Here is a 13,360-nt window from a genome sequence, read left to right on the forward strand (position 1 = left end):
AACCAAAGATTGAAACTATAAAATGAGCGAAGGACTTAAAGCAGTAGCAGACAAAATACTTACTCTTACGAATAAGGGCCTTGATATTATTCAGGAAATATATCCCCAGGCAACACCAAAAAAAAATTTTAGAATCCGTGAAGACGATCAGAACGCTTCATGTTCTGTTTATGATAGCGTCGGCGGAACCGAATTGGATAGATATAGAATAAATGATTTTGCTGGAGATGTAAAGACCCAGGATTGTTTTGGGCTTTGGGCGATGGAAAACAATTGTGACTATTGGGAAGCAATTGTTGAGATAGCAAAAAAAATTCAATCAGAAAAAGGTGAGATCCTGCTTCACAGCAAAACGGAAATCTACAAATACGATTATACAGAATGGCCGGCTGCTGAATCTCCTGTAGAACTTAATGAGGACGGATTCTTTTATGTTGTGAGAGATATGGAAGAATTGGATTTTAAAATTTTAGGACCAGAAGTTTCTTTTAAAAATCCTGAAGGAGTAATTGGCAAAAGAGCTTTAGTAACCAAAGAAGTCACTGAGTATTTTAATTTCACTGCTTTAAAAGAATTTTACACGTTAAGCAAAGATAAAAAGAAGGTTCAACGATACCGTGAAAATGAGACATTTCCGATCTATGCATTCATTAACAAAAATAAAAAAGGAAAAGAGTGGCTGAAAGTTTACATGCCGAAAGGCAAGAAATCACTTCAAAAAGATCAAAAAGATTTTCGTTTCCGTCATTTAGGATTCAAAGAATCGAATTTTATTTATGGTTTAGATCAGATCCGGAAAGTATATGAGGAGGGCAAAGAAAAGGCATTAGAAGAATATCAGCAAAACGTAATGCAAAGAACTGCTGAAAAGCAGGGCAGACTTTCAAAAGCTGAAAAAAGCAAACTTCTGGCTGAAGCTGAGTTCAAATTGGAAAGGATTGATATTGTATCCGGCGGAACTGACGGATTTTGTATGCGCGGTTTAGGTGAATTTGTTGTTTTTAAAAATTCGGAAACAGATACTTTGTCAAAAGAATTAATGGATGAACTCTTTGAAATGGCAGATGAAGTAGTGAATGTCCCGGATATTGATATAACAGGGAGAAATAAGGGAACTCAATTCGCTTTAGAATATCTTCAGATGAAAACGCTTTGGATTGATGATTACTATTCATCAGGGAATGTGAAGGATTTTAAAAATGCTGTCACAGTGATGCGTGGTCTATCATATTCAAAACTTGTTAAGAAGGTAAAGAACATGCTTGAAGCGGCTAAACCTGCTCAGTTCTGGGAAGTTTACATTAACGAAAAGACAGGAAAAGCAAGTTATGGTTTTCATCATATTTTTGGCTTTTACTTTTTGAAATTAAACGGATTCTGTCGTGTGGATGATGAAAGCAGGAAAGATGGATTTTATTTTGCCAGGCTTCACAATCATGTCGTAGAAGAGTTAAGGTCTACACAACCGATAAAAGACTTTTTTAAGAACTTTTTACTAGAGCGCCAGAAAGAAATCGGAATTAGAGCTATTCCTTACGACTTGATAAACTCATTGATTAGTTCGCCAAGAATGTCCGATGGTAATTTGGCTTCACTACATAACAGGACTTTAGATTTTGCAGATTATGATCAGACCTCACAGTTTTTTTTCTTTTCCGATAAGATTTGGAAAGTTACTAAGGACGGAACAGACGAAGTGGCGGCTTTCAAAAATTACGTTTTGAAATCTCAGTTGATCGACGAACTTATTTTTCAAGATACTGAGCACAGGATGAATGTGAAATCATTAAAGATTCACGAAAATCAGTTTAAAGTAGATGCTGCAGGAAAGAGAATTTTAGATGAATATAAAAATCCTATTTCGGAAAAGAAACCTTATTTCACAATTAAAACTTTAGGTGTAGATACTTATGATATTGAAATTCATGAGAAGCATTGTGATTTTCTGAACTACATCATTCAAACTTCAAGAATGTTTTGGGAAGATGAAAAGAGGTTATATGCTGACAAGGGATATAATGAAGCTGCCTTTCATGAAAAATCAAGATTTGATATAGCTGGTGAATGGCTAGATCCGGAGCAACAGATGGAACAAAAGGCTCACTGCATCAATAAAATTTTCACAATTGGTTACATGCTTCACCGTTTCAAAGACCGTTCCCGTCCTTGGATTCCTTTCGCCGTTGATAATGCTGTTACTGAAGATAAAGCAGCTGAAGGTGGCTCCGGAAAAGGTTTGTTTTTTTCTGCCTTTAATTACATGCTGAATCAACATATAGTTAACGGTAAAGATGATATTGAGAATGATCGATTTTGGTTAGAGAATGTGACTGAGCATACCGATTTAATATTTATTGATGACGTTAAGCGAGGTTTCTCACTTGAATTTGTATATCAAATATCAACCGGAAACTTAGCTGTAAATACAAAGTTCCAAACGAAGTCGAGTATCAAATATAAAGACTCGGGAAAGTTGGCGGTTGCTTCTAATTATTCGATTAGAGATATGAACGGATCTTCGTTACGTAGAAGGTTATTACTTGCTTTTTCAGACTATTATCACTCGAAAAATGAAAAGAGATCTGAGCATACTCCAACTAATGATTTTGGATATCAGCTTTTTTCCGGATGGGATGATCATCAGTGGGGAATGTTTGTGAATTTCATGTGCCAATGTCTTTCATTTTATCTCAGCTGCAGCAACAAGATTGAAGCTCCGGATGGAAATGTTTTGAAAAGAACCTGGCTTGCTGAAATGGGAGAGCAGTTTGAACCTTGGGCTAATGATTATTTTGCCAATAAGATTGATGAATATTTGGTTAAAACATATGTAGAGCGGGACTTTAAAAAATATGCGGAAAAAAACAATTTCAAATTTGCTGCAAGTTTAACTCCAAATAGTTTTAAGAAGAAATTAGATGCCTGGTGTAAGTACTATGAGTATGATCTTGAGGATCGAAAAAATATCAACATTCTTCCTTATGATGAAAACGGCCGTGCAGAATTAAATGCTGATGGTAAGCATAAAAAAATATCAAAAGAGCATATCCGGATAACAAAGAGAGAAGACGTTGCCGAAAAGCTTCAGCGTGAATTAGATGAATTGTCAAATACAGATCCTTATCAATAATGGAAACAAAATATGCCTCATTTCCACCATTTAAAAAAGAATTAAAAGAACATTTTGGCTATCTAAGTTTTAATGTCACACTTATTAATCTAGATGTTATAGGCATTAGGCTTCTTGGGAAATTTAAAGATGAAGTTGTTGTAATAATTTTCAGAGGCGCTGCCAAGACAGGATTTATGTATGAAGGTTCAGCTCTAACTGAAGAACAAGTTATCAAGGTTTACAAAGATGTTCCTGAGTGCTTTAATGATTTGACTTCTTACGAAGAAAAATTTGCCGGAAGGTTGGAGGTTCTTGCACCTCAAAAAGATAATTATGTTTTTATAAATGAAATGGAAATAGTAAGAAAAATAAAACCCATATGAAAGCATCCGAAAAATCCAAACCAGAATACTCTGAAAAAATGATGATTGGTTTGATCAGAGAAACCAAAACGATTGATGACCTAACGAATCTCTGCAAGCTGTTGAGAGCCGTGGAAAAACAGAATGACCTAGTAATTACTTATAAAATGAACAAAGAAGTCCGGTTGCAGCAGCAGACTATAATCTACGGCGGTGATATTCTGGGCGATAAAACAACTTAAATAATGATATTGTTTATCTGGGGAAAAGAACGAAGAGCGGTGCAGCTCGCAAAAAAGATTATTGATCAAAACTCCAAAATTAAAATACTGCACGAAGAGTTAGACATTATTCCGAGAACCGGTAAAACTACCAAAGTTTTCTTTCTTGAAAACGAGATCCGGAAAGTGAAATCTGAAAGACAAAAAAATATCGATGAGCTTACAACGATTAATCCTTATTGATGATGAGCAAAGAAGTTTTAAGTCTCATCATAGAATCTTCCGGAAGATCCATCAAACAATTTGCTGATGATATTGGGGTTAAGTATGACACAGTAAATAAATGGCTAACCGGATATAAAAAACCGTCGCCACAGAATCAGGAATTGATCAGAAGTAAATTCAAAAAACAAATTGCAAAACTTTATAAATAATTAAAAAACAACAACACTATGTTCACGATTAAAGATTTAAAAAAGATAATTGAATCCCTCCCGGATGATATGCCGGTTGGATTACTTGATACCACAACAGATGATACTGACGACATGAACTATTCTTTATCAGATGAGAATTTCATGATAGAAGATTGTTACAGTTCCGCTCAGTCTGATGAAGAATACGGAAATCCCTTATGCAAGATGTTATTCATCACATTTGAAAATTCTTTAAATGAAGATCCAATTTAAAAATCTCACAGGATGAAAACAAAACCAATATTATTTTCAACCGATATGGTTCAAGCGAACTTAGACGGACGAAAAACAAACACCAGAAGAATTATTGATGAAAAGCATTACGGTTTTTTGGAATATGCTTTTAAAAATAAAAAGAATCTAGTGGATTGGATATCCAAAAACGCAAAATATCAAATGGAAGATGTTCTCTGGGTTAGAGAAACTTTTCAGCAGACAATAATGACTAAATCAGGAAATAAGGCGTTTTTATTTAAAGCAGATCTTGATTTGTTTGATCCTGAAATTGTTTCTTGGTCACCATCTATTCATATGCCAAAAGAAGCCGCAAGAATGTTTTTAAAAATTCTCAATGTAAGAGTTGAGCGGGTTCAAGATATATCAAATGAAGATGCAATAGCAGAAGGAATAGAGTATATAGGTGACATAAGAGATTCTGCTATTTTCAGAAATTATATGCGCCCTGGTAAAGAAAAACAATTTGATTATGGTTTTCCTCACAATTCATTTTCTAGTTTGTGGGAAAAAATAAACGGTAAGGCGTCTTGGAAGCAAAATCCATTTGTTTGGGTTTATGAATATCAAATAATCGAAAAACCTGAAAACTTTATTTAGATGGAAGTTGTTAGAATTGCTGCTGACTTGGAGCAAGATTTCATCATTGACCTGGTGGATGAAGTAGAAGTTTTCAATCATTCTAGAAAAACTTTTTCGAAGTGTGAATATTGGGGATGGAATAATGAAGGTGAAAATGGTCGTGCATTTTACGATTTCGGATTAATTGGAGATTTTCATTTTGATATTTACAGGGATAAAATGGAATTCTATTATGGAGATACACCGCACTATGGAATACAAGGATGGGAAGGCACTGAACTTATTTTTCTTCCAGTTGGATCTTCTTTGCCAGAGGATTTTTTAACCTTTGGTCACTTGGATTTTACTCAGACTTTTGAACGTCCTAAAACTTTAAAAGATTTCATTGACTCAGTAAAGCAATTTTATGAAAGGCTGGGTCATCACAAAGAATATTTAATTAAAACTTGCTTAAAATGATAAAGATTCTACGCTCACCAATCAAGTCCTTTTTCTCTTGGATTTTTAGAGAAGAACTTAACGATTTGCATTATAGTATTACCGAACATAGAATACTAAAAAAACAATATGAAAAAGAGATCTCCAATGTTACTTCAAATGAAAATCCGGTGAGTATTCTTTTTAAGAATTGGGCAGATGGTTTTTTTAAAGATCACCTTCTAAATGTTGAATTATCACTGTCGGTAATTATCGAAGAAATGCGAGATACAAATCCATTTTTAAAGTACTGCAGTGTTAAAACCTTTAACGAGAACCTCAAAAGCTATTGTCTAAAAAAAGGTTTTATTCTAAACCCTTACCATAAAGCTCAACCGGATGGTAGAATTTTAAAAACAATATCCGGGAAAGTGACTGAAATGATTTATATCGAAACTTAAATAAACATCTCCTGAGAAAATATTTTTTTATGAAGATATCTATTAATAAAAAATTATAATACTATAAATACTTTACTATGAATCAGCTAACACAAAACTTGATTTTAAATAATGTTCCGTTTGATGAATTTATTGAAGAAGAATCAGAATAATTAATAATCCTCCACAATCCAAAATCCCGTCAATTATATTGTCGGGATTTTTTTATGCGTACCCTGGCTATTTAAAACGCTAACTGTTGAGCATTATGATATGCGTACCCAGGCTATTTGAAACGCTGAATTACGAATCTTAATTTCCTGGTCTTGGCGACCATCCCTTCCCCTTTCCATCCCTTGTATATTTTTTAAAATAAAACTGTAATTCTGTAACCTAATAGGAGAAATTGTTGATTTATATATAGTTACACTTTTTTTATTAAATTGTAACTTAAAAAAGAGTTACAGAAAAAACTGTAATAAAAAAGAGAGTTACAATTATTACAGTTTCAAAAAAAACAGAGTTACAGAAATAAAAAAAAGTAAAGCATTGGGATTCAATTAAATATAAAAGATTACAGAATTACAAAAAAAAAGCACCTTCAGTATAAACAGTTTTGTCTTTTGTTAAACAAAATGTTTACATTTACTAAAGAATTGTATATTTTTGCAGGACAATGAATTACCTAAGAAAAAGTAAGAATCGTTTTGTGTCGAAAGTGGAATTGGTTTCCGCTTTGGATGAAGGATCTTTTCTTATAAATCCACCTGATGGATTTACTGAAGAAAATATACCTGTCGAATATAATGGTTTATACTTTACAATCACTTCAATTTCATTGGCTCAAAAATCTAAACCCAGTAATGCTGGATCAGTATGGACTCCGGAACTTGATTTCAGTTTTCCATATTGGAAAGGATGCGAAGATTTTATTGAGAGGTTTAAATACCTTTCCGAAATAAAAATAACCTTGAACACTGGAGAAATTTCCAGACTCAACAAAAACGACATTTCATTGAATAAGCCTATAGAGCCAACTATTCAAACGAACGTGAGAACAATAAATTTTAATGTAGCAATAAATCAAATTCTTCCTTTTAAAATATGGTGAAAACAGCTATTGTTCCCTTAACGCTGAGACCTCACCTTGTATTTTTTCTGATTAAAGAACTCACTGGAAGCAGTAAGAACTTCGCAGGATTCAAGTGTAAAACTCATGATCTGTCTCGGGAGTCCTTGATAGGACGCTTTATTATAGAAAGACTGGAGAAAATTGATTATCCAATTAAAAGCATTGATAAGTTTAATTTTTTCCTTGAGATAAAAAATCCAACTCGCGCGCGTTTTATAGCCAAAGGAAATTTTTATAAGATTGAAAATTTAGGTAAAAGTTTTGTTCAACTTCCGGAATTTTACCGTGATGAAGTTAATGATCTAATTGAGCAACAGTTTCGCACAGCTTTTTACAGCTACATATCCGCCAATTCGGATAATGATGAAACAATTTCAAAAGCGATTTTGAAATTTATTGATAAGTATGATCTCTTTGAGGCGGGATTTTCACAGGCGAGTCTCAGGAAATTGTACTACAGAATGAGAGAAGCGGGTGGAGTCTGCGCATCTCTCCAGGGAAAGCTACCAAGAAAATAATTTTTTTTCATCATATAGTGTTTTTTGCCACCTTCGGGTGGTTTTTTTGTGCGTCACAATATTTTTATGATGTTTTCTGAAATTTTGCAGGAAACTAATAACTGAATATGAAGTTTAATATTCTGAAAAAAGTAAACGGCAGCGGCTCAACTGCTCCTAAAAATAAGTTTGCTTATATAGCTCATATCAATGATATACGGATTTTTCCTCAAGCAGATTATAAAGGAGTTGCATTGACAGATGATATTGTGATGAAGGATAAAACCGGAATGGCCCAAATCTACATCACCCCCGCAGCGCAGGAATATACTTACGAAACTGGAGGTGATTCAGATTCGAAAAATTTTAAACTGAAATTCATGGGAACTCACCCAGGAACTGAACTTGAAGCTTTGGAATTTTCAAAAAATTATTTGGAAGAAGGATTTGTAGTTCTTATACCATCGTGCGAGGTTGGATTAAAAGTTTTGGGAACTCCGGATGCGCCATTAGTTTTTACATCATCTCACAAAAGCGACAAAGATTCGCAAAAATTCATATTCACTTTCGAGCAGGAAATAGGCACTGAGAATGTCTATCAACTATATACAGGGCTAGTAACACTTAATGAAAATATCGACGTAGACATGGGAGATTTTTTAGAACACCTTAAATATTATTTGAAGCTGGACGGCTCAAATTTGACTGAGGCTCAAAAACAAAATTTAAGAACCTTATTAGGTTCTGATGGAAAGAATTTAGGAAATAGTGATATTTCATTAAATGAAAACAGAAGTTTTAATCTCAAAAATTTCTTTCTGAATTTCTTCAGCAATGTTGGTTTGGCTAAAGTAGGTATTAATAAAACCAATCCTTCACAAGCTTTAGAAGTTGTAGGAAATATAAAAACTGATGGATTGATTATCTCTGACGGTGGAAGTCCGGACGAAGTTGGATCTATAAAAAGAAACGGAAGCGAAATCCAGTTTAAAACATCAACGGGTTGGGAAGTTATTATGTTGAAAGGTGATTATATTTCGGATTCTCACGGTATGATTTCTCCAGATACTCCAGAACCAGTAAGTGGTTGGAAGATTGGTTGGTACACTCCAAAATTAAGTTCTGCAAATCTTGGTACTAATTATCCAAATCAAGATGATCTCAAATCAATTGACGGATTCTTCACTGAGTTTTATTTTAACGGTGCTAATTGGGAAAGTATTTCAAAGGAAATCCCTAAAGCAACTCAATTTATTCCTTCTTTCATCGGCTCCTTATTTCCTATTACTGGTCCAGCACAAAGAACACATGAGAATTCTATTTGGGAATTGGGAACTGGTCAAACTGCTGCAATTAATGAGGTGCCAGGAATTTCTAGTAAATGGAACTCATTAGGTAGTGCTAATAAAAACGAATGGGATTATTCTGATAATAAATCAGCTCCTACAATGGCATTATTAGATAGTAATTTAGCCTTTCATGAAGAGATTCAAGACATTGGTTTATCAATGTATTTGTCATGGACGGCAAACGGGGGATCAGTAAATTATGGACCTAATTTCGGAGGCTCAGGATTTATAGAAGTTTTTGCCGGAAAAAAAATAATATTAAAATTCGGTACTGATGCTGATTTAGCATATATCTATTGGTTTGATGTCAATAAACAAAATCAAACTTTAATTCTTGCCGGTACTTTTAGTGGTGTTAAAACATATGAATATACTCCCTCTGGTAATGGCTATATAAAGATTAATAGTAATAATCCAGCGACATATGGTTCTCCAACTATAACTAGAATGGTTGAGAACGAAATTTTTCAACGAAAAAATATCCTAACAGATCTTCCTGCAGGGAATGTGAAATTATACAACACAGAAAATGCTTACTATGGCTCAGCTAATGGAGAAGAAGTGAACGTAAAACTACCACTTGGAGCAACATTAGAATTAGTTATAACTGGCATTTATAAAGTGAACGGGATAACTATTTCCAATGAAAGCGCTGTGCTACAAAATACTGGTGAATTTTACATTTTATATCGTGCTACAGGAAGAGTATTTATTTCGACAATTGGTAGGGCTTTCAGATACGTTCGTGATTGGTGTGGCGTTGATAATCCATTAACTACGCATCCGACTTGGAGGCATATCGGGGTTTGGCGTAACGGTGTCAATCTCGCTATCGGAAAACCAGTCTCAGCAAATTTTGTTCCTCAAAATTACGCTTGGTTTACCGTAGGACTTGAAGAAGTCACAGACGGAACTCTTACCGATAAATATGTCGCCGGGAGTGTTTCAGATCCCACAAACGATTCAAATTGGGTAATGATCGACATGGGAGCATTGACTGTTGCTACATTAATTGAAGTGATTCATAAACAAAATCTAACCTTTAAATTCACAAAAACTGAAATTTCACAAGATGGGGTAGAGTGGCAGACTATTTTTGATTCTGCCCTATCGGGAACTTACAATGAAGGAAACGAGGGTAAATCAACAACATTATAAAATGAGTGCAATTATAAAAATGTTACTAGCAATGTCACAAGGTGGCGCTAATTCTCTTACCTATAATGGTATAGTATTAACTCTAAACGGAAAACCTATTAATTATGGAAATTAAAGATTTTTTTAAAAATCTAATGGGAGTTTACCCATTAGATTTATGGTATGAAGATTCAGATAATAATGATTATGGCAAAACTATTAATCGTATTCAAAGCGAAATGGGTGCAACAGGTCAAATTTTAGTGGGCTCAAAAGGTTACAAAATTAGCACTAAAGTAACTATCACTAAAGATATATCTTTTGTAGGTTTAGGTTGTGCTGTTACTGTAGTAGATAGGTATATATCTCTAATTTACACAGATTCTCCAGTATTAGAAATGTTCGTTTTGCCAGCAAGGAAAAAAGTTATCTTTAATGGTATTCATTTCAATAACACATCTACCACAGCACCTACAGCAGGGTCAGCAATTAGATTTCAAGGGGTACCTAACAGTAATAATGGCTTAGATACGGCAATAGGATGTAATATTTCGCACTGTTCATTTACAGGCTTTTACGACAATGTATTTGCAGATGGAGCAAGTCATTTAACTATTTTCGATAATAATTTCAACGCATCAGTTAGATATAATCTATATATAGATTGTGCACAGCACCGAGACCAAGGTGATAGTACAATTATGTGTAATAGATTTTATAACGAATTGGTTCCTGGTCGAAATACAGTTTCGCACATTTATCAAAAAGGAAGTGGAGGACTTAAAATAATAGCTAACAAATTCAATGCTTTTTCTGATTATTCAATTTTAGGAGACATTCCTGATATGACAGTAATACTTTTAGTTTCAGCAAACTCATTTGAGAATTTCAAAAAAGGAGCAATCAAATATCGTTCAACTTACAATGCTTTACGATTCCGACACATTAACATTATCGGTAATGAATTTGAAGTTTTACAGAATAATAATTCAGAGTGTGTTGAAATTTACAATTGTGACGAAATCAATATTCAAGGCAATAGTTTTAGTTGCTTAGAAACATTGTCACCATCGCTTAACAGAGCGATAAATCTACAAAATTGCAGAAATGGTATTTTAAATAACACTTATAAGAATTTCGACAATCCAATTAATATGAACGGGTGTGTAAGCATAAAAAGAGTTGTATTGGAAGATGCTGTCGGAACCAACTTAGCTACAAGTTTTTAAAATTAAGCAATGTTTAAGAACTTAATAAAAATATTAACAGGTCGAATAGTAATTAGAATTACTATGACTTTTGAAGCTGTTGATAAATAGCTCACCTCTCAATTTAAATAAATGATTAAGCAATTTATAATAAAGAATCTCCTTTCAATACACTCAAGTGGTATTGGTGGGAAAATGTGGTCGTCATTTCAGTTGGCGGTGGTTCCTGCTGTAGGAATGACTATTTCTGAGAGGCTTACAGGGTGGTATTTGGAAAGTTACATTTTTATTTTCATGCTTGGTGTAGCCATTATTGCCGATTTAGTTGCCGGAGTTTGGAAGCACATGAAATTCAACACTTTTTCTCCGAAAAATATGATCATCGGATTTTGTCAAAAAGTTGGTTTAATCATATTGGTTTACTTCTTAACCGAAGCATTTATTCAGATAATAGCAGATGCAGAGCTTGACAGCATCTACTTTAAAGTAGCAACAAAGATTATGATATTTATTTATCCTGCAGGAAATGCTTTGGTAAATATTGGCATCATAACAAACGGTAAATTTCCTCCGTTGGCATTTCTGAAGAAGTTTGAAAAATTCAACAAGACTTTAGATATTAATGATTTAAATCTTAAAAATATTACAAATGAAACAGATAATATATCTAATAATCCTGAGTAGTTTTTTACTCGGATGTAGGACAAAAACCAAAGCTATTTCTATTTTGAAAGAAGATAGAACCGAAATCGAAAGAATTAAAATTGATTCGGTTAAGGAAAGCGTCCAAAATGAAGAAACAAAGAAGATTACTGATCAGGTAATTAAAAAGCAAGTTGACGATTTTTCCGGAGATATTATCATTAAAGGGAAAAGCGATTCTTTAAATCCTTTAGTATATCATAACATAGTTGGAAAAGATACTATTCAAAGTATTTCTATCATTGGAAATGCAGAATATTCAATTAACAATCATTATAAAAAATATTCCGAAGAAAACCTTCAAACAAAAAATGAAGAATCATCCAATTTCATTCAGGATTTCGCCAAAACAGCAGTTTCAAAAGCAACTATAAAAGATGTTGCAGCAGTCGTAAAAAATAAAACCACCGAGATTACTTCAAGGGGATTTCAAGCCGGAACTTGGATTGTTATTACAATTGTTGTGGTCTTTTTACTATTCATTTTTTTCACCTATAAATATTTTAAGAAATGAAAACTTCACAAAAAGGAATTAATTTAATTTTATCATTTGAAGGATTCAGTTCTAAACCCTACTTGGATTCAGCAGGAATTCCGACAATTGGTTACGGAAATACCTATTATCCAGGAGGCAAAAAGGTAACCTTGAAAGATCCAGCAATCAGTAAAGAAAAAGGAGTCGAATTATTTTCATCTGTGTTACCAACTTATGAAAAAATAGTTAAGAGTAAAGTTAAAATCACTCTCACGCAAAATCAATTTGATGCTCTTGTATCACATACTTACAACACAGGAGGATCTGATACTTTATTTTCTTTAATCAATAAAAAAACAAATCCTGAAATCATAAAAGATTGGTTTACTTCAAGATATATTACTGCAGGTGGAAAGGTTTTGAATGGCTTAATCAGACGTAGAAAAGCTGAAGCTGATTTATATTTTATTTAAATTAGTCATGAAAAAACAAAAAAATACGGAAAAAAAAATATGTCCATTTTGTAAAAATACAGGATTAGTAAAATGTTTTTCATTCACGGAACATAAAATAAAAGATGGAATTTACGATCTGAAATATTTAATTGATAATCACGGAGAATGGGTAAATTGTTCTGAAGTTCAATGTAAAAAATTACCAAAAATAATTTTTAGCTGAAAAATTAAATATTTTACTATTTTATCTATGCCCCACGAGTTGGGGCTTTTTATTATATTTACATCATGGATTACAAAGAGTCAAAAATGAATATAAAGCATCTTACAGAATTTCTGATGTCGTATGTTTCGGCAATGGAGGAAAATAATTCTGAGGAAACAGAAAGATTAATAAAAGAAATAGAAGTGCTTTTTGATAAGCTTTACAGTACAACTTCTGACGAAAGTAAAAAGGAAGAAATTATAAATTTAATCTTGCTGAGCATTCAAGAAAAAACATTAACTCATCTTGATGTTGCTACCTATACACGAGAATTAGTGGTTTACGGATTTAAATAG

At 33.2% G+C, this 13,360-nt stretch carries 17 protein-coding genes; all 17 read left to right on the top strand.

The window, feature by feature from the left end; all coding sequences use genetic code 11:
• Positions 1–22: 22 nt before the first annotated feature.
• The 17 genes from OEA66_RS11960 to OEA66_RS12040 all read left to right on the top strand — a co-directional run bounded on the left by OEA66_RS11960 (position 23) and on the right by OEA66_RS12040 (position 13,360).
• Positions 23–3,130, top strand: a complete 3,108-nt coding sequence (locus OEA66_RS11960) for a hypothetical protein (protein WP_267281588.1) — start codon at positions 23–25, stop codon at positions 3,128–3,130.
• Positions 3,130–3,495 (top strand): hypothetical protein, encoded by a 366-nt coding sequence (locus OEA66_RS11965; protein WP_267281589.1) that lies wholly within the window; start codon positions 3,130–3,132, stop codon positions 3,493–3,495. The genes OEA66_RS11960 and OEA66_RS11965 overlap by 1 nt, the downstream gene beginning before the upstream one ends.
• A complete protein-coding gene (locus OEA66_RS11970; protein ID WP_267281590.1) occupies positions 3,492–3,716 on the top strand; it encodes a hypothetical protein in 225 nt (74 codons plus the stop codon). The genes OEA66_RS11965 and OEA66_RS11970 overlap by 4 nt, the downstream gene beginning before the upstream one ends.
• 3 nt (positions 3,717–3,719) lie before the next feature.
• Positions 3,720–3,938 (top strand): hypothetical protein, encoded by a 219-nt coding sequence (locus OEA66_RS11975; RefSeq protein ID WP_267281591.1) that lies wholly within the window; start codon positions 3,720–3,722, stop codon positions 3,936–3,938.
• Positions 3,938–4,129: a helix-turn-helix domain-containing protein gene (locus tag OEA66_RS11980; RefSeq protein WP_267281592.1), complete on the top strand. Its 192-nt coding sequence runs from the start codon at positions 3,938–3,940 to the stop codon at positions 4,127–4,129. Before OEA66_RS11975 ends, OEA66_RS11980 begins: the two co-directional genes overlap by 1 nt.
• An 18-nt stretch (positions 4,130–4,147) precedes the next feature.
• Positions 4,148–4,384 (top strand): hypothetical protein, encoded by a 237-nt coding sequence (locus tag OEA66_RS11985; RefSeq protein ID WP_267281593.1) that lies wholly within the window; start codon positions 4,148–4,150, stop codon positions 4,382–4,384.
• Positions 4,385–4,396: 12 nt separating this feature from the next.
• Positions 4,397–5,005 (top strand): hypothetical protein, encoded by a 609-nt coding sequence (locus OEA66_RS11990; protein WP_267281594.1) that lies wholly within the window; start codon positions 4,397–4,399, stop codon positions 5,003–5,005.
• Entirely contained in the window at positions 5,006–5,446 is a 441-nt protein-coding gene (locus OEA66_RS11995; RefSeq protein WP_267281595.1) for a hypothetical protein, read from the top strand.
• The gene (locus OEA66_RS12000; protein ID WP_267281596.1) at positions 5,443–5,865 is read left to right on the top strand and encodes a hypothetical protein; all 423 of its coding nucleotides are present in this window, start codon (positions 5,443–5,445) and stop codon (positions 5,863–5,865) included. The genes OEA66_RS11995 and OEA66_RS12000 overlap by 4 nt, the downstream gene beginning before the upstream one ends.
• Positions 5,866–6,520: 655 nt before the next feature.
• Positions 6,521–6,955 carry a hypothetical protein gene (locus OEA66_RS12005; RefSeq protein WP_267281597.1) on the top strand — a complete coding sequence of 145 codons (435 nt, stop codon included), beginning with the start codon at positions 6,521–6,523 and terminating at the stop codon, positions 6,953–6,955.
• Positions 6,949–7,494, top strand: a complete 546-nt coding sequence (locus OEA66_RS12010) for a hypothetical protein (RefSeq protein ID WP_267281598.1) — start codon at positions 6,949–6,951, stop codon at positions 7,492–7,494. The genes OEA66_RS12005 and OEA66_RS12010 overlap by 7 nt, the downstream gene beginning before the upstream one ends.
• Positions 7,495–7,601: 107 nt before the next feature.
• Positions 7,602–9,980, top strand: coding sequence for a hypothetical protein (locus OEA66_RS12015; RefSeq protein ID WP_267281599.1), 2,379 nt, complete (start codon positions 7,602–7,604; stop codon positions 9,978–9,980).
• A 104-nt stretch (positions 9,981–10,084) separates the two neighbouring features.
• Positions 10,085–11,188: a hypothetical protein gene (locus tag OEA66_RS12020; RefSeq protein WP_267281600.1), complete on the top strand. Its 1,104-nt coding sequence runs from the start codon at positions 10,085–10,087 to the stop codon at positions 11,186–11,188.
• Between the two features lie 111 nt (positions 11,189–11,299).
• Positions 11,300–11,851 carry a phage holin family protein gene (locus tag OEA66_RS12025; RefSeq protein ID WP_267281601.1) on the top strand — a complete coding sequence of 184 codons (552 nt, stop codon included), beginning with the start codon at positions 11,300–11,302 and terminating at the stop codon, positions 11,849–11,851.
• Positions 11,817–12,383 (top strand): hypothetical protein, encoded by a 567-nt coding sequence (locus OEA66_RS12030; protein WP_267281602.1) that lies wholly within the window; start codon positions 11,817–11,819, stop codon positions 12,381–12,383. The genes OEA66_RS12025 and OEA66_RS12030 overlap by 35 nt, the downstream gene beginning before the upstream one ends.
• Positions 12,380–12,817: a lysozyme gene (locus OEA66_RS12035; protein WP_267281603.1), complete on the top strand. Its 438-nt coding sequence runs from the start codon at positions 12,380–12,382 to the stop codon at positions 12,815–12,817. The genes OEA66_RS12030 and OEA66_RS12035 overlap by 4 nt, the downstream gene beginning before the upstream one ends.
• 291 nt (positions 12,818–13,108) lie before the next feature.
• On the top strand, positions 13,109–13,360 hold the full coding sequence (locus OEA66_RS12040; RefSeq protein WP_267281604.1) for a hypothetical protein: 252 nt from the start codon (positions 13,109–13,111) through the stop codon (positions 13,358–13,360).

Source organism: Chryseobacterium luquanense, from assembly GCF_026460945.1.
GTDB classification, from domain to species: Bacteria; Bacteroidota; Bacteroidia; order Flavobacteriales; family Weeksellaceae; genus Chryseobacterium; species Chryseobacterium luquanense.